Source organism: Ornithinibacillus gellani (genome assembly GCF_003730295.1).
Lineage (GTDB): Bacteria > Bacillota > Bacilli > Bacillales > Amphibacillaceae > Ornithinibacillus_A > Ornithinibacillus_A gellani.
Genome location: NZ_QTSZ01000053.1, coordinates 137,404 through 155,294 on the forward strand (window position 1 = coordinate 137,404; position 17,891 = coordinate 155,294).

The 17,891-nt window shown below is 38.8% G+C and carries 18 protein-coding genes and 1 rRNA gene; 13 read left to right on the forward strand and 6 right to left on the reverse strand.

Translation table 11 applies throughout. The features are described from left to right. Positions 1-10: 10 nt before the first annotated feature. A complete protein-coding gene (locus tag DX933_RS18135; RefSeq protein WP_123317844.1) occupies positions 11-568 on the reverse strand; it encodes a GNAT family N-acetyltransferase in 558 nt (185 codons plus the stop codon). Between the two features lie 373 nt (positions 569-941). Then, entirely contained in the window at positions 942-1,847 is a 906-nt protein-coding gene (locus DX933_RS18140; RefSeq protein WP_123317845.1) for a TIGR01777 family oxidoreductase, read from the reverse strand. 128 nt (positions 1,848-1,975) lie between these two features. Here DX933_RS18140 and recX point away from each other — a divergent pair, with 128 nt between their 5' ends. Together recX and DX933_RS18150 are read left to right on the forward strand one after the other, a co-directional pair. Beyond that, positions 1,976-2,800, forward strand: a complete 825-nt coding sequence (recX, locus tag DX933_RS18145; protein ID WP_123317846.1) for a recombination regulator RecX — start codon at positions 1,976-1,978, stop codon at positions 2,798-2,800. A 62-nt stretch (positions 2,801-2,862) separates the two neighbouring features. Continuing rightward, positions 2,863-3,204 (forward strand): YfhH family protein, encoded by a 342-nt coding sequence (locus DX933_RS18150; RefSeq protein WP_123317873.1) that lies wholly within the window; start codon positions 2,863-2,865, stop codon positions 3,202-3,204. Positions 3,205-4,002: 798 nt separating this feature from the next. Here DX933_RS18150 and DX933_RS18155 read toward each other — a convergent pair. Further along, entirely contained in the window at positions 4,003-4,989 is a 987-nt protein-coding gene (locus DX933_RS18155; protein ID WP_123317847.1) for a metal-dependent hydrolase, read from the reverse strand. Between the two features lie 99 nt (positions 4,990-5,088). On the opposite strand from DX933_RS18155, the gene mutY reads away from it, so the two are divergent. From mutY to DX933_RS18175, 4 genes are all read left to right on the forward strand, one after another. Next, on the forward strand, positions 5,089-6,174 hold the full coding sequence (gene mutY / locus DX933_RS18160) for an A/G-specific adenine glycosylase (protein WP_123317848.1): 1,086 nt from the start codon (positions 5,089-5,091) through the stop codon (positions 6,172-6,174). Positions 6,175-6,291: 117 nt separating this feature from the next. Then, a complete protein-coding gene (locus tag DX933_RS18165) occupies positions 6,292-6,462 on the forward strand; it encodes a gamma-type small acid-soluble spore protein (RefSeq protein WP_123317849.1) in 171 nt (56 codons plus the stop codon). Positions 6,463-6,620: 158 nt separating this feature from the next. Beyond that, on the forward strand, positions 6,621-7,151 hold the full coding sequence (gene ntdP, locus DX933_RS18170) for a nucleoside tri-diphosphate phosphatase (protein WP_123317850.1): 531 nt from the start codon (positions 6,621-6,623) through the stop codon (positions 7,149-7,151). A gap of 98 nt (positions 7,152-7,249) precedes the next feature. Further along, positions 7,250-9,019 carry an ABC transporter ATP-binding protein gene (locus DX933_RS18175; RefSeq protein ID WP_123317851.1) on the forward strand — a complete coding sequence of 590 codons (1,770 nt, stop codon included), beginning with the start codon at positions 7,250-7,252 and terminating at the stop codon, positions 9,017-9,019. Between the two features lie 218 nt (positions 9,020-9,237). On the opposite strand, the gene DX933_RS18180 is transcribed toward DX933_RS18175, so the two are convergent. Next, the gene (locus DX933_RS18180; protein ID WP_123317852.1) at positions 9,238-10,530 is read right to left on the reverse strand and encodes a glutamate-1-semialdehyde 2,1-aminomutase; all 1,293 of its coding nucleotides are present in this window, start codon (positions 10,528-10,530) and stop codon (positions 9,238-9,240) included. A 193-nt stretch (positions 10,531-10,723) separates the two neighbouring features. On the opposite strand from DX933_RS18180, the gene DX933_RS18185 reads away from it, so the two are divergent. The 6 genes from DX933_RS18185 to perR all read left to right on the forward strand — a co-directional run bounded on the left by DX933_RS18185 (position 10,724) and on the right by perR (position 14,943). Next, positions 10,724-11,152 (forward strand): potassium channel family protein, encoded by a 429-nt coding sequence (locus tag DX933_RS18185; protein ID WP_223806041.1) that lies wholly within the window; start codon positions 10,724-10,726, stop codon positions 11,150-11,152. A 57-nt stretch (positions 11,153-11,209) separates the two neighbouring features. Next, entirely contained in the window at positions 11,210-11,683 is a 474-nt protein-coding gene (gene bcp / locus DX933_RS18190) for a thioredoxin-dependent thiol peroxidase (protein WP_123317853.1), read from the forward strand. A 141-nt stretch (positions 11,684-11,824) separates the two neighbouring features. Next, the gene (locus DX933_RS18195; RefSeq protein WP_123317854.1) at positions 11,825-12,514 is read left to right on the forward strand and encodes a sugar transferase; all 690 of its coding nucleotides are present in this window, start codon (positions 11,825-11,827) and stop codon (positions 12,512-12,514) included. Positions 12,515-12,670: 156 nt separating this feature from the next. Then, a complete protein-coding gene (locus tag DX933_RS18200) occupies positions 12,671-13,621 on the forward strand; it encodes a D-2-hydroxyacid dehydrogenase (protein ID WP_123317855.1) in 951 nt (316 codons plus the stop codon). Between the two features lie 2 nt (positions 13,622-13,623). Continuing rightward, positions 13,624-14,184 (forward strand): cob(I)yrinic acid a,c-diamide adenosyltransferase, encoded by a 561-nt coding sequence (locus tag DX933_RS18205; protein ID WP_123317856.1) that lies wholly within the window; start codon positions 13,624-13,626, stop codon positions 14,182-14,184. Between the two features lie 306 nt (positions 14,185-14,490). Beyond that, positions 14,491-14,943, forward strand: a complete 453-nt coding sequence (perR, locus tag DX933_RS18210) for a peroxide-responsive transcriptional repressor PerR (RefSeq protein ID WP_397316905.1) — start codon at positions 14,491-14,493, stop codon at positions 14,941-14,943. An 85-nt stretch (positions 14,944-15,028) separates the two neighbouring features. Here perR and DX933_RS18215 read toward each other — a convergent pair whose 3' ends face one another. After that, entirely contained in the window at positions 15,029-16,780 is a 1,752-nt protein-coding gene (locus DX933_RS18215) for a chorismate-binding protein (RefSeq protein WP_123317857.1), read from the reverse strand. A 118-nt stretch (positions 16,781-16,898) separates the two neighbouring features. Next, entirely contained in the window at positions 16,899-17,279 is a 381-nt protein-coding gene (locus DX933_RS18220; RefSeq protein WP_123317858.1) for a YgzB family protein, read from the reverse strand. Positions 17,280-17,827: 548 nt separating this feature from the next. On the opposite strand from DX933_RS18220, the gene DX933_RS18230 reads away from it, so the two are divergent. Further along, positions 17,828-17,891, forward strand: a 16S ribosomal RNA gene (locus DX933_RS18230); the annotation flags it as partial.

The following is a 17,891-nucleotide window of genomic DNA, read 5'->3' on the forward strand; positions in this document are numbered from 1 at the left end:
AATCCTATGCTTAACCTACTTCATCATCGGTAGCTTCTGCTTCCAATGCATAAAATTGTTGATAAGAATAATAATGTTCTTTGGATATGGCGAAAAGGTCATATATCGCTTCATTTGGATTAATTTGCTCATAAACCTGCGGGTAGATGCTATTGGCCAAAGTGACATAAGGGATTTTTAGCACGGCTTTCAGAGAGCGGGTATTGGTTTTTCGCACCTTCATAAAGATGGTATCAATTGAAGCATGTAGGAATAATTCATCAAAAAATTGTTCCTTTGCTTCCCGATTATATCCTTTGCCAAAATATGGTTTCCCTATCCATGTTGCCAAAAATCCATGGTTTTGTTCGATATCAAATAATGTAATTGTTCCAATTGGCTGATTGTATTCATCTACAATAGTACGGGAAATCAATTGGCCACGTTCTTCAGCTTCCATGGTTTGTTTGGTAATAAAATAAAATGCATCACTTGATTCTGCTTTCTGTCTAACGTACGGATACACTTCCGGATGGGACATTAACTGATATAATGCAGGCACCTCGTGTAAATCACGTTTTTTCAACATAAAAATACCCTCCTTATTTTGTGCAGGAGGGTAGTGCAGAAAGGCAAAATAATGCCGTGCGCTCGACCCGACCCCGCGAATTTTTAGTTAAGTTTCAACAAAAATTCGGGGTGGGAATCGAACCCACTAGAACCAGCTCATGCCGGTGGCGCACCATTTGCCTTCCCTATATATCCAGTAATTGATCTCTAGATGCCTATCAATAACTATGATTTTGGTATTTTTATTTTACAACCTTTTCATTGAAAAAGGAATCCTTTTTTTTATCATTTTTTCGACAAAAAAAGCTCCAAAATATGTCAGGCGGATAAGGAGTGTATGGATCAGCAAAATCCAGCTATATATCGTGATCAAAATGTGAACAACAGTATGTTCAATCTTCTTTTTCCAGTAAATTTGTTAGTGCATCCTTCAGCTTCGGATACCTAAAGCGATAATGAAATTCCTCTGCTTTATTGGGAAGGACACATTGCCCTTTTAACAACAGCATGCTCATTTCGCCAATCGCCATGCGAATTATGGGGTAGGGAGCAGGAATGGTCCAAAACGGTCTTTTTAAGACAGTCGCCATCATTTTGGTAAATTCTTTATTTCGTTTTGGCTCAGGTGCAGTGAAATTAACAGGACCTGCTATTTTTTCAGATTGAAGACAAAGTAATAGGAGTTGAACGACATCTTCTATATGAATCCAGGACATCCATTGCTCTCCATCACTCATTTTCGTACCGGCAAACATTTTAACAGGCAGACTCATCAATGGCAGGGCGCCATCCTCGCGGCCAAGTATAATACCGAATCTTGCGTAGACAACCCGGATGCCAAGTTCTGTTGCTTGTTGGGCAGTTTTTTCCCATTCCGTGACAACTTCTGCGAGGAAATCATTTCCAGATGCTGTCGTTTCTTCCGTGAAAATGAGATCCTCCGATGTACCGTAAAAACCAATAGCAGAAGCATTGATCCATACTTCTGGCGGCTTGGATAATTGACGGGTCATTTGTAATAAACGTTCTGTTGTTTCCATGCGACTAGAGCGAATGCTTGCTTTTTTCGTTTTTGTCCAATAACCGAAAAGAGAGTCTCCGGCGAGATTAATGATGCCATGGATGGTTGGTAAATCTTCTGGATGGTGGTCATAGCTTAGAAACGTTTGAGTGGCAGTGTTCCGATACATTTCGGGATTTCTCGTTAAAATATATATATGGTGTGCTTGTTTTTCCAGCTCAGAAATAAGCCGTGTACCAACAAATCCTGTTCCACCAGTAATCAAGTAATTTTTCAAATGGCTTCCTCCTTTAAATGTTCGTTACGGACTGTATCTATGCTTAGTATATGGTGTGTAGTCGGATTTTACAAAGCTGACTATATGGAGTTGTTCATGATATGATAAAAAGGAGGTGAATCAAAACTATGACAGTCATTGCAAGGATTACAACCCAAAAAAGAAGTGCAAGCAGGTATAATATATATTTACAGGATGAAAAGGGTGAAAGATATGGTTTCAGTGTGGATGAAGCCATACTGGTAGAATTCAATCTTCGAAAAGGGATGGAACTATCCGTGTCACAGTTGAAAGCCTTGCAGGATAAAGATGATTTTTATAAATCCTATACCCTTGCCATTCATTATTTAAGCTATCGGATGCGAACGGAAAAGGAAATACGTTTTTATTTAAAGCAAAAGGAGCAGGTGGATGAAGCCCATATTCCTGATATCATTGATAAACTTGCTAAAGAGGGGTTAATTGATGATGCTGCATTTGCCAGGGCCTTTGTTCAAACGAGACTTCAAACTGCTTCAAAAGGACCTCGTATTATCAAAATGGAATTAATCGAAAAAGGGGTAAAAGCCGTTATTGCGGACCAGGCATTAGAAGCTTATTCGTTTGAGGAGCAAGTGAACAAAGCGACACAGCTAGTGGAGAAAAAAATGCGTACGAAAAAAAAGGAAGCACATTCCAAGCAGGTACAGCAATTGCATCATCATCTGTTACAAAAAGGATATTCGCATGATGTAATTGATGTCGCTCTTCAAGAGATACAAGCGGAGAAACAGGATGATGCAGAAAAGGAAGCTTTGGTTTTTCAAGGTGAAAAGCTGCATCGAAAGTTTATTCGACGTTATACAGGATATGAATTGAAGCAAAAGCTAAAAGAAGGCTTATATCGAAAAGGTTTTAATATACAGGATATCAATCAATTTTTAGATGAAATAGATCACGAGGAAGTTGAATAAGGTTTTCAGTATCATCTATTACTGGTAAAATAATGTGGTGAGGTGAGCACAGCATGAATGAAATGAACGTTAGATATAGTGACTTCTCTGTGGAGCAATTACGAGAAGAAGTGAGAAAGTTAAAGGAAAAAGCGCAAAAAGCAGAGCAGCTTGGGAATTTAAGCGAGGTTGCCATCAACGAGCGCAAAATGCAGGTTGCCATGGCCTATATGCTGAACCCAGAGGACTTTCAACCAAATGAAAGATATGAACTGGCGAACGATCCGGGCCATCTATTTAAAATAAATTATATTAATGGTGTTTTTGCATGGGGCCATCGTGTGAATTTGTTGGATGAAGTATATGAAGCAGAAGAAGCCGTTCCGATTTCTCTATTGGGTGATCAAATAAAAAACAGCAGGTAATTTCTGCTGTTTTCTTCAGCATATTATTTACAAAAACAATCACCAACAAGCCCGCAACAAATATGCAGCTTGGAATCCCTCAATCCGGATTTCAAGCTGCATATTTTAGTTTCGGTAAATGTAAATTCAAGTAGATATGGTTTTAATTTATGTCATTTGGGATTTTTAGAAAAACCACATACTTTAAATGTGGTTTAACTTACTCCAATTTGGAAAATCCATGATTACGAATAACTTAAATGTAGTTTAACTTACTCCAATTTGGAAAATCCATGATTACGAATAACTTAAATGTAGTTTAACTTACTCCAATTTGGAAAATCCATGATTACGAATAACTTAAATGTGGTTTAACTTACTCCAATTAGTCAAGTCCATAATCCTGTGTGAATTGCATTTATAAGGTGACATATGCTGACTGTATATGATTAGAATGCTTCTATGATATACTTTAAGCTGTGGTGAAGGAAGGGGATTTCCCCTCACCCACAATTGTTGCCTTGGAATTACTTATACATCGGTTCGGATGGGTTCTTTTTTATGTTGATAACAGGAATTGTAAGTGGGGATCAAAGCCAGTAAAGGCCCGATTCGTTCAACTAACTTCGGGTGAGTGCAAAAACCCCCCTGATTGAGGTTTCACTTTATTTTGATTTGCATAAGAAACCCTTAGTTGCTCTTTGCAAACTTTTCAGTAAATCCTTCTGTGAAAAAATAAAAAAGCCACTGTGTGGCTTTTTCGTGAAAATCATATAAATCGATGGCTTTTCGTTTATTATCAATCATTTGCAAATGTAATTATACTGGGTTTTCTCCGATATATAGCTTACTTTTAAGCTTATGTTCAGAAAAAATCCAGCCAGTATACGAACTCATGATACGCATATTATCATCAATCTGAACGACTGCAACAAATGGGTAATGCCCTTTGGAACGGTAGCGCAAATCGATGAATCTAACCTCAGTAAAGTCATCATATAGATTCATTTCCCAGCGGTAAACGGGCGAAAAGGATAAAAATGCAGATACGTTTTTATCTTCTAATGCCACATTCATAAGCGCTGAGTCAGGTAATGGAACTTTGTCAAATTCATCAACAATTGAAATGTGACCATCTTGAACCGTGCCTACATAAAACTTATCTGTAGTAGTGATTGCGACACGCCAATAATTTTGTTTCATGGTTGGCGATGTGGCAATTTCTTTGGTATTCGGGAAATAATCCTTGATTTTCCGAACGATTTCTCTTTTATCCAAATATCGTTTAATGTAGTACAAGAGTATAACGGTGTAAATGACAAGCCATGTGTAACCAGGGTTTGCGCCAAGCAACCATGCACCAATACCAGCAATATGCAGGGTAAAGATGTATGGATCAAACGTATTAATAAATCCATGTGCTATCCATTTATTTGTAAAAGGTCTATATGCTTGTGTGCCATATGCATTAAAGATATCGACCAACACATGGACACAAACAGCGAGAAACGTCCATGCCCACAAATGAAGGAAATTAACTTGCGGCACAAATAAATGAATGATGCCAGCAATTAATATTCCCCATAGAATGACAGCTGGGATGGAGTGGGTTAATCCTCGATGGTGTCGTATATATGTCGCATTATTTCTGAGTTTTAAAATGGTATCGAAATCTGGGGCATGTGAGCCTGCAATAACACCAACAAATACGGCGTTAAATAAAGCTGGATCACTATGCACAGCAGGGTCAAGTGTTGATAAACCAGCTATGGCTACCCCCATTGCTATATGGGTTCCAGTATCCATATTGGAAATCCTCCTAGTGTAGATGCAACGCCAGATTTCTCCGGCAGGTTGTATTGTAATTGTATAACATTATTATTGTATCACAAAGGACGTGTATTTATGGCTGATAAAAGATTACAACTTTTTAACATATCACGTATGCAGAAGCTTTTACTCCATTGGTATCATGCGAATAAACGGGATTTACCTTGGCGTGAAAATCAGGATCCCTATCGGATTTGGATTTCTGAAATCATGTTACAACAAACCAAGGTTGACACCGTTATCCCATATTTTCATCGGTTTTTAACTGCTTTTCCAACGGTGTTTGATTTAGCAGCAGCAGACGAACAAGAAGTACTGAAAGCCTGGGAGGGCTTAGGATACTATTCCCGTGCACGTAATTTACAAAACGCTGCCCAAGAAGTGGTAGAAAAGTATAATGGTGTGATACCAGATGAACCGGATAAATTGGGAAAGCTTAAAGGAATTGGTCCATACACACGAGGTGCTATACTTTCCATCGCTTTTAACCAGCCGGAGCCAGCGGTAGATGGGAACGTGATGCGTGTGGTGTCCAGGCTGCTTTTAATTGAAGATGATATTGCACAGGCACGTGTGAAAAAGGATTTTGAAAAGCATGTACGTACCCTCATTTCTAAGGAGGACCCTGCTTCTTTTAATCAGGCAGTAATGGAGTTAGGGGCATTAATTTGTACACCGAAATCACCTGCATGCTTATTATGTCCAGTAAATGAAGTTTGTAGAGCATTTGCTGAAGGTGTCCAAGCGGAATTACCGGTTAAATCCAAGGCGAAGAAGCAGAGGGTTGTTCCACTGATGGCTTTACTGATACAAAACGATCAGAATGAATTTTTAATTGAAAAAAGATCAGAAAAAGGATTACTAGCAAATTTATGGCAATTTCCAATGGTTCCTTTGGATGAAATGGATAAAAAACATGCGGCAACCTGGTTACAAAGCGAATATGGGGTAAATGTACAGATTGGAGAAGAATTGGGGGAATTAAGGCATGTGTTTACCCATTTAATTTGGGAATTGGATATATATGCTGCAAAAACGGAAGCAAAAGAATTAGCTGACGAGCGGATTCGATTTGTTTCTTTAGATGAGCTAGATGACTATCCATTTCCAGTTTCTCATCAGAAAATGATTCCTTATTTGTCCCAGTGTAGCCGTTCATAAAGCCCCCATTTTTGAAAAGCGCTGTCCATTCCATTCACCATTTTCTTCATAAGTTTTATAAAAAGTATGGATAACATTTATAAAACTGGAGAAATTATTATTGCGGAGGTGATATGAATGGCTAATAACCCAAAAAAATCTGCTGCAGGTACCAATGTGCAGAAGGTTAAACAGCAAAATCAGCAAGCTGCTCAAGGACAAGGTCAGTTTGGAACAGAATTTGGAGCTGAAACTGACGTTCAACAGGTTAAAAAGCAAAATCAAAAATCTCAGCAAAATAAAAAGTAACACCATTACCCCAAACACGAATTCGAAAGAGCCTCCTGACCATCCAGGGGGCTCTTTATGATTCATGCCGGCAAATTGCTTTCTATTTCAGGTCATTGCCCTTATAATAATATGAAAGTTTACAATTGCCCTTTGCAGATTGTTGAAAGGAAGATTACATGGCTGTGCCGACTCCGGGCTCAAAAATACAAATAGAAAGCTATAAGCATAATGGCAGCTTGCATCGTGTTTGGGAAAGTAGTCTCGTTTTAAAAGGGACGGAGATGGTCGTGATTGGAGCCAACGATCGCACACTTGTCACCGAAAGTGATGGAAGGACATGGATGACACGGGAGCCCGCCATATGTTATTTTCATGCGAAATATTGGTTTAATATTATTGGCATGCTACGTGAAGATGGTATTTATTATTATTGTAATATCAGTTCACCATTTGTTTATGAAGATAAAAAAGTGAAGTATATTGATTATGATTTGGATTTAAAAATATTCCCAGATATGACGTATACCGTCCTGGATGAGGATGAATATGAGGTTCATCGAAAACAGATGAACTATCCTGAAGTGCTTGACCGTATATTGTACAACCATATTGAATACTTGCAGAAATGGGTGCAACAGCGTAAAGGACCGTTTGCACCAGGATTTATTGATCAATGGTACGAACGTTTTTTAACCTATCGCTGGTAAGTGTGAATATGGAACAAAGAAAAATCCTTGTTACAGTTTGTAGCAAGGCTTTTCATTTGAGTTTGAAATAATGATTTAAATACTAGGATGATGAACAGATGAGCAGTATTAAACAGTATATGAAATATGTAAAGCCATATAAGTGGAAAATTATCTGGACGGTTCTAATCGGTATTGTAAAGTTTGCGATTCCATTACTGATGCCTTTAATTCTTAAATATGTCATTGATGACATCATTCGTGCAGAGGGACTGACGGCTGGCGAGAAAAATAGTCATCTTTTATGGCTCATGGGCGGCGCCTTTCTTGTATTCTTGATTTTACGACCGCCAGTAGAATATATTCGACAATATTTGGCACAGTGGGTCGGCAGTAACATCCTTTATGATATACGTAATAAACTATTTGACCATTTACAGCGTTTGAGTCTTCGCTACTACGCACAGACAAAAACCGGCGAAGTTATTTCCCGGGTAATACATGATGTCGAACAAACGAAGGTTTTTGTCATAACGGGTTTGATGAATGTATGGCTTGATTTAACAACCATTTTAATCGCCATTATTATTATGTTGACAATGGATGTGCCTTTAACCTTAGTTGCGATTATTCTTTTTCCACTGTATGGTTTGTCGATTAAATATTTTTATGCGAAATTACGTCGACTTACGAGAGAACGGTCTCAAGCTTTGGCAGAAGTACAAGGACATTTGCATGAGCGGGTACAGGGGATACCGGTAACGCGCAGCTTTGCATTAGAGGACTATGAACAAGAGCAGTTCGACAAGCGAAATGGTAATTTCCTGGACAAGGCAATTACACATACCGAGTGGAATGCGAAAACCTTTGCTGTGACGAATACAATTACCGATCTGGCACCATTGTTGGTCATTGGGTTTGCGGGTTATCAGGTAATTAATGCAAGCTTGAGTCTTGGTACAATGGTTGCATTTGTTGGTTACATGGAGCGGGTTTATAGCCCATTACGCAGATTGATTAACTCTTCCACTACGTTAACCCAATCGATTGCCTCCATTGATAGGGTATTTGAATTGATGAATGAGAAATATGACATTGTAGATCGCCCAAATTCAACCCCACTCAACCATGTTCAAGGTGAAATTGAATTGGATAATGTCTCCTTCCGTTATGATGAGCAAGAAGCGGAAGTTTTGAAAAATGTGAGCTTACATGTAGAAAAAGGGGAGACCATTGCCCTTGTTGGGATGAGTGGTGGAGGAAAGTCAACACTTATCAGCTTAATTCCAAGATTTTATGATGTGACCAGTGGTGCAATCCGTGTGGATGGGAAAGACATTCGTGATGTCCAAGCACGCTCTTTACGAGATCAAATTGGAATGGTGCTCCAGGATAATATTTTATTTAGTGAATCCATTGCGGTAAATATTCGGATGGGAAATCCACAGGCTACAGATGAAGAAGTGATACAGGCTGCAATAGCTGCTAATGCCCATGATTTTATTATGGAACTGCCTGAAGGATATAACACATTGGTAGGAGAACGTGGTGTGAAGTTATCTGGTGGTCAGAAACAGCGAATCGCTATTGCAAGGGTATTCTTGAAAAACCCACCTATTCTTATATTTGATGAGGCTACTTCAGCACTTGATTTAGAAAGTGAACATACCATTCAGGAAGCGATGGAAAAGCTCGCGGCAGACCGGACAACATTTATTGTCGCTCATAGACTCGCGACGATAACGCATGCAGATCGTATCGTGGTCATGGAGCATGGTCGAATTACTGAAGTGGGTTCTCACGAGGAGCTCATGGCGAAACAGGGAAGCTATTATGATTTGTATCAAGTCCAAAACTTAGATGCGGAGCAAGTATTTATTAAATCATGATTGTTCATTAAATAAACATGCCAGTACCGTTAAAATCGGATACTGGCATGTTTGTTTTTACCACAGATTAACTGGCTGTAAGACCCCTACATCAATAATTTTTGTTGATAACAAGAATTGTAAGTAGGGGATCAACAGCCAGTAAAAGCTTGATTGGTTCAACTAACAATCAGAGGGGAAAGGGCTAAAAAACCCCCACTGATTGAAGTTTCACTTTGTTATTTTGCCATTTCGGCAAAAGCATGACCAACTGCTTGGATTGTCTCGTCGATATCTTTTTCGGTATGGGCAATAGTGAGGAACCATGCCTCATATTTAGATGGTGCCAAATTAACACCCTGACGCAGCATCAATTGGAAAAAGCGTGCAAAAGCTTCTCCATCACTTGCTTCGGCTTCATCATAATTGCTGACAGATGTATCGCCAAAGTAAATGGTCATTGCACCGCAAAGGCGGTTAATGGTGATTGGGATATGGTAATCCTGTGCCTGCTGAAGAATACCTTTTTCCAATTTTTCACCAAGTTTATCTAGGCGTTCATATAGCCCTTCCTCTTGTAAAACTTCTAAGCAAGCAATTCCGGAAGCCATTGATGCTGGATTTCCTGCCATTGTTCCTGCTTGATAGGCTGGTCCAAGTGGTGCCACTTGCTCCATAATATCCAAACGACCACCGTAAGCGCCGATTGGTAGCCCACCACCAATAATTTTCCCCATTGCAGTGAGATCAGGTTCAATACCATATACTTGTTGAGCGCTTCCGTATGTAAAGCGGAAGGCGGTAATCACTTCATCATAAATAACGAGTGCTCCTGCTTTATGTGTCAAATCATTTACAGCTTGTAAAAATCCTTCTTGCGGCTCCACAATGCCAAAGTTACCTACAATTGGTTCCACTAAGACAGCCGCGAGTTCATCCCCCCATTTATGGAGTGCTTCACGAAATGCATCCAGATCATTAAATGGTACTGTAATCACGTCTTCTGCAACAGATTTAGGTATACCAGCTGAGTCCGGAGTTCCCAATGTCGCTGGTCCGGAACCTGCTTGTACCAAGACAGCATCAAAATGTCCGTGATAGCAGCCTGCGAATTTGATGACCTTTGTTTTATCTGTATACGCGCGTGCGACGCGAATGGTTGTCATGACTGCTTCTGTTCCAGAGTTTGTGAATCTAACTTTTTCTAAGGAAGGGATGGCTTCCTTTAACATTTTTGCGAATTTATTTTCGAATGCAGTTGGTGTTCCGTATAATACTCCATTTTCTGCTGCATGGCAGATGGCTTTGGCGATATGTGGATGGGCATGCCCTGTAATGATGGGACCGTAAGCCCCAAGATAATCAATGTATTTATTTCCGTCTACGTCCCAAAAGTAAGCTCCTTTGGCACGTTCCATATAGACCGGAGAACCTCCGCCAACTGCTTTATAAGCACGGGATGGTGAATTCACTCCACCGACAATATGCTGTAATGCTTCTTCATGTAATGCTTCTGATTTTGAAAAATTCATATGTTCAAAACTCCTTTCTTCATGCAAACTGTAGCCTGAGTGATTCCTAATGCGTGGGAACCGACATTATTAAATATATCAAAAAAACGTTGAAAAAACATGGATTTGAATGGAGCGGCTGTTTATGAAAGAAGCAGACAAGCTTTTTAATTATTTGGCATATATATGAATATAGGGTGGAGGGGATAATAAAGTGGCTTGGTTACCTTGGTGCATATTAATAGCGGCAATGTTGGTTCTTTTGCTTAGTTTATTTAGCTTTATTCGTATACAGGTGAATGATATGCACGGACGAACTTTTTCACAAGAGGTTTTTATAGCCCTTTTGATCATATACAGCACAATCATTATTGGGTTTGGCATGATGTATTTTATTCTGTCTTTTCAAGGGGTACTATTGGTAGAAGACGGGAAATTGGATAAAGTGGAGTGGGTTGGTTCGTTAATTCATTCTTTATATTTTAGTGGTGTCACGATGCTGACGATTGGCTATGGCGATATTACACCAATCGGTATCGGACGATTAATTGCAGTCGTACAAGCGCTAATAGGCTATGTGTTGCCGGCAGCATTTGTGCTCCAGCTTGTTCACCAGCATGTGAATAACGAGGAGGATGAATAGAAGTTGAAGAATCTGCGTGCTATAGTAGAGATAAGATGATGGATGGAGGTAGATAGAATGAGTGAAAAAACGTTTAAACAAGCACCTGACTTTTCGCTTCCGAATCAAAACGGAGACGTGGTTCGCTTAAGTGATTTTAATGGGAAACATGTAGTGCTTTATTTTTATCCAAAGGACATGACACCTGGTTGTACCACCCAAGCATGTGATTTCCGTGACAGTCATGAGCAATTTTCCGATTTAGATGCAGTGATTATCGGCATAAGCCCTGACCCGGTAGAACGTCACCAGAAATTCATAGAAAAATACGATTTACCATTTACATTATTAGCTGATGTGGATCATCAAGTTGCAGAAGCATATGGGGTATGGAAGCTGAAGAAGAATTTCGGAAAAGAATATTATGGTATAGAGCGCTCCACCTTTTTAATTGATCCTAACGGTGAAGTAGTGAAGGAATATCGTAAAGTACGGGTTAAAAATCATGTGGAAGATGCGTTAACCTATTTAAAGACATCACAAGAAAGCTAAGGGCAGCTGAATGTAGCTGTCTTTTTTTATCTTCCAAGACGCTATCATTCATTTGCTATACATGTTATTGCAGTGATTCAGTTCTAAAAGACTCCTCTATTGGAATAGGATATACCAAACCCAAAAGTGAGGTGTCACAATATGATTCGGCGCATATGGGATACGCTTGTCTATATATTTCAACGCCCTATCTATCTTTTCCTGAAACGTTTGGTGGATTTGTGTGGGGCGGTAGGTTTATTGATTATACTGGCACCGCTGTTCTATTTTATATATTACCGGCTATCCAAAAGAGAAGGGAGCCCTATATTCTCACGTGAACGATGTATAGGGAAAAATAAAAAAACATTTATTTTATATTCATTTCGCACCATGACGATTCCTTCGCAAGTGATTGATACATTACCTTTAACACCAATGAAACAGAAATGGAAGGAGGAGCATGCGGACATATATATGCCGCATACAAATACACCTCCGATATATACTTCAGTGGGACATTGGCTGAATGAGCGGAAATTGGACCGACTACCACAGCTGTGGAATGTGTTAAAGGGAGATATGAGTTTTGTCGGACCGCGGCCGGAGACGATGGAATTAGCTGAAACCTATAATAGAAGGCAATGGGCTAGATTATCCATGAAGCCTGGTTTAATCGGTTTTGCACAGGTGTATGGAGAAAAACATATGAAACGAGATGCTATGCTTGCTTTGGATACCCTATATATTCGGAAATGCTCCCTGCGTACAGATGTTAAAATAATGTTTTTGATGATAGGGCAACAAATGAAACGTTGGCTAGGATATACAGCTGTGCTGAAAAAGGATTAGGCGAGGCTTGGAAGTTTGAACAAGTAACAAATAAGTACATTCCTTCAGAAAATTATTGCTTTTGTTGTCTGATAGAGAGATAACTTATACAATATATGTGTAGGAAATTTAAAAAGATCGCTATCTAGACACATCGATGAATGGGGAGGTATTTATTTGACTATTTTATTTTCAGCAAAGCTATCTGAACAACATCAGCAAATGCTGACCAAGCGTTTTCCGAAAGAGACCTTTCTCTTTTATCACAATATGGATGAAGCCAAACAAGACCTGGAGCGTACAAAGGTTTTGGTAACATATGGTGAGGACTTTGATGAAGAATTATTAGCCAAAGCAAAAAAATTGGAGTGGATCATGGTTATTTCTGCAGGCTTGGACAAGCTTCCACTGCAAAAAATAGCCGAGCGAGATATATTGCTAACAAATGTACGTGGAATTCATAAGATTCCTATGGCAGAATATGTTATTTCCATGCTGCTTCAAGTTTATCGAAATGAGAAAGCGCTGATAGAGAATGAGAAGGAGCATGTATGGGAACGCCGTGGGCTACCACAGGAAATATCGGAGCAGACTATGCTTGTAGCTGGAACTGGCGCAATTGGTCAAGAGGTTGCCCGATTAGCTAAAGCATTTCGGATGAAGACGATAGGTGTTTCCAGAAGTGGTCGAACGGTAACGCATTTTGATGAGAATTATCCCGTTGCTGATTTGAAAAAAGTCCTTCCAGAAGCTGATTTTGTTGTTTCTGTATTGCCAAGTACAGATGAAACAAGACATCTATTTACGATGGAACATTTTCGCAGCATGAAGGATCATACTGTTTTCGTCAATATTGGTCGTGGAGATTTAGTCGAAAGTGAAGTACTTATCCAAGCAATAAAGGAACAGGAAATTGCCCATGCGATTTTGGATGTTGCAGAGGAAGAACCACTGCCTCATGATCACCCGTTATGGGAAGTAGAAAATATTACAATCACTCCACATGCTTCGGGCGTTTCGCCAAAATATTTGGACCGTTCACTTGCAATTTTTATGGAAAACTTAGAGGCATATGTAAATGGTAGTAAGCAATATAAGAATGTTATTGAAACGAAACGGGGGTATTGAACGTGCGAATTTATACAAGGTCTGGTGACAAAGGAAAAACTTCTTTAATTTATGGAAAACGTGTGCCGAAAAATGATTTGCGTGTGGAAGCATATGGAACCTGTGACGAAGCGAATTCTATGATTGGTTTGGCCCTGAGCTTTTTAGAAGGGGAAAACTGGGAAAATAAGCAATTGTTCGTAAAGCGAATGCATCGGATTCAGACCATTTTATTTCATGTTGGAGCGGAGTTAGCAACCCCGAGTGACAAAGAGGTACAGTGGAAATTAAAGAAAGAGCATATTGATGAGCTTGAGTCAGAAATAGATGAAATGGATCGTGAATTAGAACCGTTGCGTCAGTTCATTCTGCCATCCGGGCATCAGGCTTCCAGTGCATTGCATACAGCTCGCACAATCGTACGTCGTGCAGAGCGGACAGCAGTAGGCTTAGGAGAAGAGGAACTGGCAAACCCATTGGTTGTCTCTTATTTGAATCGTTTGTCTGATTATTTATTCGTAGCTGCAAGATATGTTAATAAAGCATTAAAAGGGGAAGAAATTCCTTTACAAGTAGATATTTAATCGCTGGCAAGCAGGTGTTGTAAGAAACACTTGCTTGCTTTTGTCTGTACAGTGTTTATCACAGATTAACTGGCTGTAAGCCCCCACTTATTGAAGTTTCACTTTATTGTAATTGTTTTAAACTGTGACAGGAAAGCTGTTTAAGTGAAAATAATAGCGATAATTATGTTAGCTTGTTATAATCATTCGGGATAATAATATACTTATATTGACAGAAGGACATAAAAAAGCGTACACTAATTATAAAGATTATAATCTAATAATATTATTAGATATGGAAAGAACTATTTATTGAAAGAGAGGTGCATGACGGTGTCGGATAAAAAGCTGCAGAGAGCAATCGATACATTAAAAGAATCTGGTGTCCGTATTACACCACAACGTCATGCGGTGCTTGATTATCTTCTGAATTCCATGGTACATCCCACGGCTGACGAGATATATAAAGCACTAGAAGGAAGATTTCCCAATATGAGCGTAGCAACCGTATATAATAATTTACGTGTCCTTCGAGAAATAGGACTTGTGCGAGAACTGACTTATGGTGATTCCTCTAGCCGATTTGATTGCAATACAACAGATCATTATCATATTATTTGTGAGGAATGCGACAAGATTGTTGACTTTCATTACCCAACATTGGATGAAGTGGAATCTTTGGCAGAACAGGTGACTGGTTTCAAGGTTAGTCATCATAGACTAGAGCTTTATGGTGTTTGTGAAGAATGTCAAAAGGTCGCAGCTGCAACGAAACAATAAATATTGGTACAAATGAGAAAAGAGCAATCATTGATGATGATTACTCTTTTTTGTTTTCAAGACTGTTTTTCTCATTGTTGATTTATTAATCTGAGAATTGTACAGGTACCCATTTGCGCACACTATTTATAAACCAAATGGCTGTAGCTTTTGATAAATCCTCCAGCGTAATTACTTTTTCTTGAATAACCCCAGCTGTTAATAAGTGTTCACGATAGGTACCAGCTAGTAGCCCTGACGAAACAGGCGGCGTATACAAGTTACTGTTCAACTCTACAACAAGATTTCCATTGGTGAATTCTGTTGCTTCTCTCGTTTCATTCCATAGTAATACATCGTAACACCCAGGCTGATGTTTTCTTTTTTCTTCATATATATTTCGGTTCGTCGTTTTATGATATAAAAAGGTGTTACTGCTCGTGATAGGTGTTTTAGCAAGCTTTACATATTGAAGAGCTACTTGTTCAGGGTCGATTCTGGAACCTTGAATGTCAATTTTGCCGGCAGAATCTATTAATAAACGTACTTTATACGCACCATCAGCATGTCGGATTGCGAAATGCTTCATTCTGTCTTTCACTTGGTGAAGGTCGCAATGGAAATGGTAATAATCCGCACTGTTTATAAGGCGCTTTACATGCAGGTCAAGTAAAAAATAATTGCCATCTTCCAAACGAAGCGTTTCTAACAATTGGAATTGTCCTATCTGTTTTGTTAAAATTTCTGCCTTTGCTAATACTTCCCTATATTCTTCATCTGGGTCAGAATCAGAAGTTATACCACCACCAACACCATAGGTTGCCTGTTTCGTTTGATTGTTCAGTAAAACTGTTCGAATTGGGACATTGAATGTTGCTTGATTGTCTGGAGAGATGAAGCCAATTGCTCCACAATAAACTTCTCGCGGCTCTTTCTCCAGTTCTGCAATGATGCGCATCGTTTTATCTTTCGGAAAACCAGTGATGGAGCCACAAGGAAAGAGTGCCCGAAAAACATCAATGAGCTCCAAATCATCTGCAAGTTTTGCTGATACGGTGGAGGTCATTTGATAAACTGTTGGGTATTTTTCGATCTCATATCTAACAGGTACCTCAACATGACCTGCTTTGGCGATTTTTTGGAGCTCAGATTTCATCACCTCAACAATTACTTCATTTTCAAATTTGATTTTTTCAGATTCCTGCAGCCATTTATGGTTTTGTACATCTTCCTCGTGGGTTTTTCCACGAGCAATGGTACCCGCCATTGGCTTTGTTACAATATACCCTTCCTCCATGCGAAAGAAAAGCTCAGGCGAAGCAGATAAGATTGTAAAATCTCCAATATCCAGATAAGCGGTATAATTTGCAGCTTGTGCTTGAGCGAGCTGCTGGAAATACGCTTTCGGATTTTTGTGGAATTCCGTTTTCATTTTTATCGTATAATTAACCTGCTTCGTTAAACCGTTTTGGATATCATGAAGTATTTTATGTAATTGCTGGTGGTATTCGGAAATGGATACATTGGGCTCCCATTTTGTCTCGATAGGATTTGGTATAGTTTCTAATTCTTGTTCCAGTGGTTTTTCATAAATACCGAACCAAAGTAATGGTGTATTCGCCCCAGTCTTCGTTTGTAGTGTTGATTGAAACGCTGGAGCAGCTTCATATGCTAAAAAACCTGCCGCATAAAAACCATCAGCTACAGCAGCTTGTACAGCCTGAAATGCCGGTATCACTTCTTCTATATGTAAGGCTTCGATAATATGTACAGGTTTTTCGAAAAGAAGTGGACGAGTGTTGCCATACTTATCTGCAAAATTAAAAAATAATTGCGCTTGGGTATGTTGATTGGTCATCATTTATCTCCTTATCAGAAGCTATAGATTATGTGGTCATTATAGCACGAATGAAAAGTTGTTAGCTGTGAAATAATTGAAACTTGAAATAAAAAAATAACAGCGCTATTGGCGACTGTTATTTTTGTTTGTTTTTTAATTCACGTCGATATTTTCTGGAGTTATATCGTTCATCAAATTCTTTACCTTCTAGATCCTTATCCATTGTTAGGGGTTGCTTGCAATGCATACATGCATCTACCCGACCAAGCATCTTCGTTGGTTTATCACAATTGGGGCAAATAATTGGAACGGCCCGAGTGGATAATAACCCGATCCAAAAATAAACGAGACAGCTTAAAATTACGAATAATACACCTAGGATAAACAGAATCGCCATTAGCCATTCTATTTTCTTAGCAATAATACCACCGTACATAAAAGCAATGCCTACGAAAATTAATATGAGAGCAAAGGAACGAATTTTATTTATTTTACTTGAGTATACTAACTGTGCCATCGTTGTCCTCCTTTACGATTACAAAAATAGTATAGCATATGAAGCAATGAAAATTGAATTATTATCTTTCGTTATTGTATATGTAGGAATAATTTTGGATCGTTATAATCAAAGATATATAAATAAGGGTGAAAGGGGTAACTTCTAAACGATCCGATAGATTTGTTTTATCTATTCTATACAGTAATAAAATGAAATTGACTTTCTTCATTTTGCATGGTAAAGTAATAAACGTTGCTTTTAAGATAGCAACATAAAAAAATATTCGTTTCACATATTGAAATGAAACATCAATCTGTGGTATATTAATAAAGCCGTCAAAATAGACGGATACATTTTTCATTATCAACTTCATACTTCCTAAAAAAAGTTGTTGACAGATGATGATAAGGATGTTATGATAGAGAAGTCGCCAAATTGAAGCGACGGAATATTTGCTCTTTGAAAACTGAACAAAACAACCAGTATGTCAAGAGAAACAGAACCCTGTTTTTCTTTAAAAAAATTAGTCAGAATTTGTTTCTGATTGCTAAGTATGAAACTTTACTTTTTTGGAGAGTTTGATCTTGGCTCAGGACGAACGCTGGCGGCGTGCCTAATACATGCAAGTCG

Excerpts from the sequence above, each read along its gene's own strand:
- DX933_RS18195 (WP_123317854.1), top strand. The coding sequence starts at position 11,825 with ATGATTCGGCGCATATGGGATACGCTTGTCTATATATTTCAACGCCCT.
- DX933_RS18150 (WP_123317873.1), top strand. The coding sequence starts at position 2,863 with ATGAACGTTAGATATAGTGACTTCTCTGTGGAGCAATTACGAGAAGAA.
- DX933_RS18155 (WP_123317847.1), bottom strand. The coding sequence starts at position 4,989 with ATGGATACTGGAACCCATATAGCAATGGGGGTAGCCATAGCTGGTTTA.
- DX933_RS18175 (WP_123317851.1), top strand. The coding sequence starts at position 7,250 with ATGAGCAGTATTAAACAGTATATGAAATATGTAAAGCCATATAAGTGG.
- recX (WP_123317846.1), top strand. The coding sequence starts at position 1,976 with ATGACAGTCATTGCAAGGATTACAACCCAAAAAAGAAGTGCAAGCAGG.
- ntdP (WP_123317850.1), top strand. The coding sequence starts at position 6,621 with ATGGCTGTGCCGACTCCGGGCTCAAAAATACAAATAGAAAGCTATAAG.
- DX933_RS18135 (WP_123317844.1), bottom strand. The coding sequence starts at position 568 with ATGTTGAAAAAACGTGATTTACACGAGGTGCCTGCATTATATCAGTTA.
- bcp (WP_123317853.1), top strand. The coding sequence starts at position 11,210 with ATGAGTGAAAAAACGTTTAAACAAGCACCTGACTTTTCGCTTCCGAAT.
- DX933_RS18215 (WP_123317857.1), bottom strand. The coding sequence starts at position 16,780 with ATGACCAATCAACATACCCAAGCGCAATTATTTTTTAATTTTGCAGAT.
- perR (WP_397316905.1), top strand. The coding sequence starts at position 14,491 with ATGACGGTGTCGGATAAAAAGCTGCAGAGAGCAATCGATACATTAAAA.
- DX933_RS18220 (WP_123317858.1), bottom strand. The coding sequence starts at position 17,279 with ATGGCACAGTTAGTATACTCAAGTAAAATAAATAAAATTCGTTCCTTT.
- DX933_RS18165 (WP_123317849.1), top strand. The coding sequence starts at position 6,292 with ATGGCTAATAACCCAAAAAAATCTGCTGCAGGTACCAATGTGCAGAAG.
- mutY (WP_123317848.1), top strand. The coding sequence starts at position 5,089 with ATGGCTGATAAAAGATTACAACTTTTTAACATATCACGTATGCAGAAG.
- DX933_RS18180 (WP_123317852.1), bottom strand. The coding sequence starts at position 10,530 with ATGAATTTTTCAAAATCAGAAGCATTACATGAAGAAGCATTACAGCAT.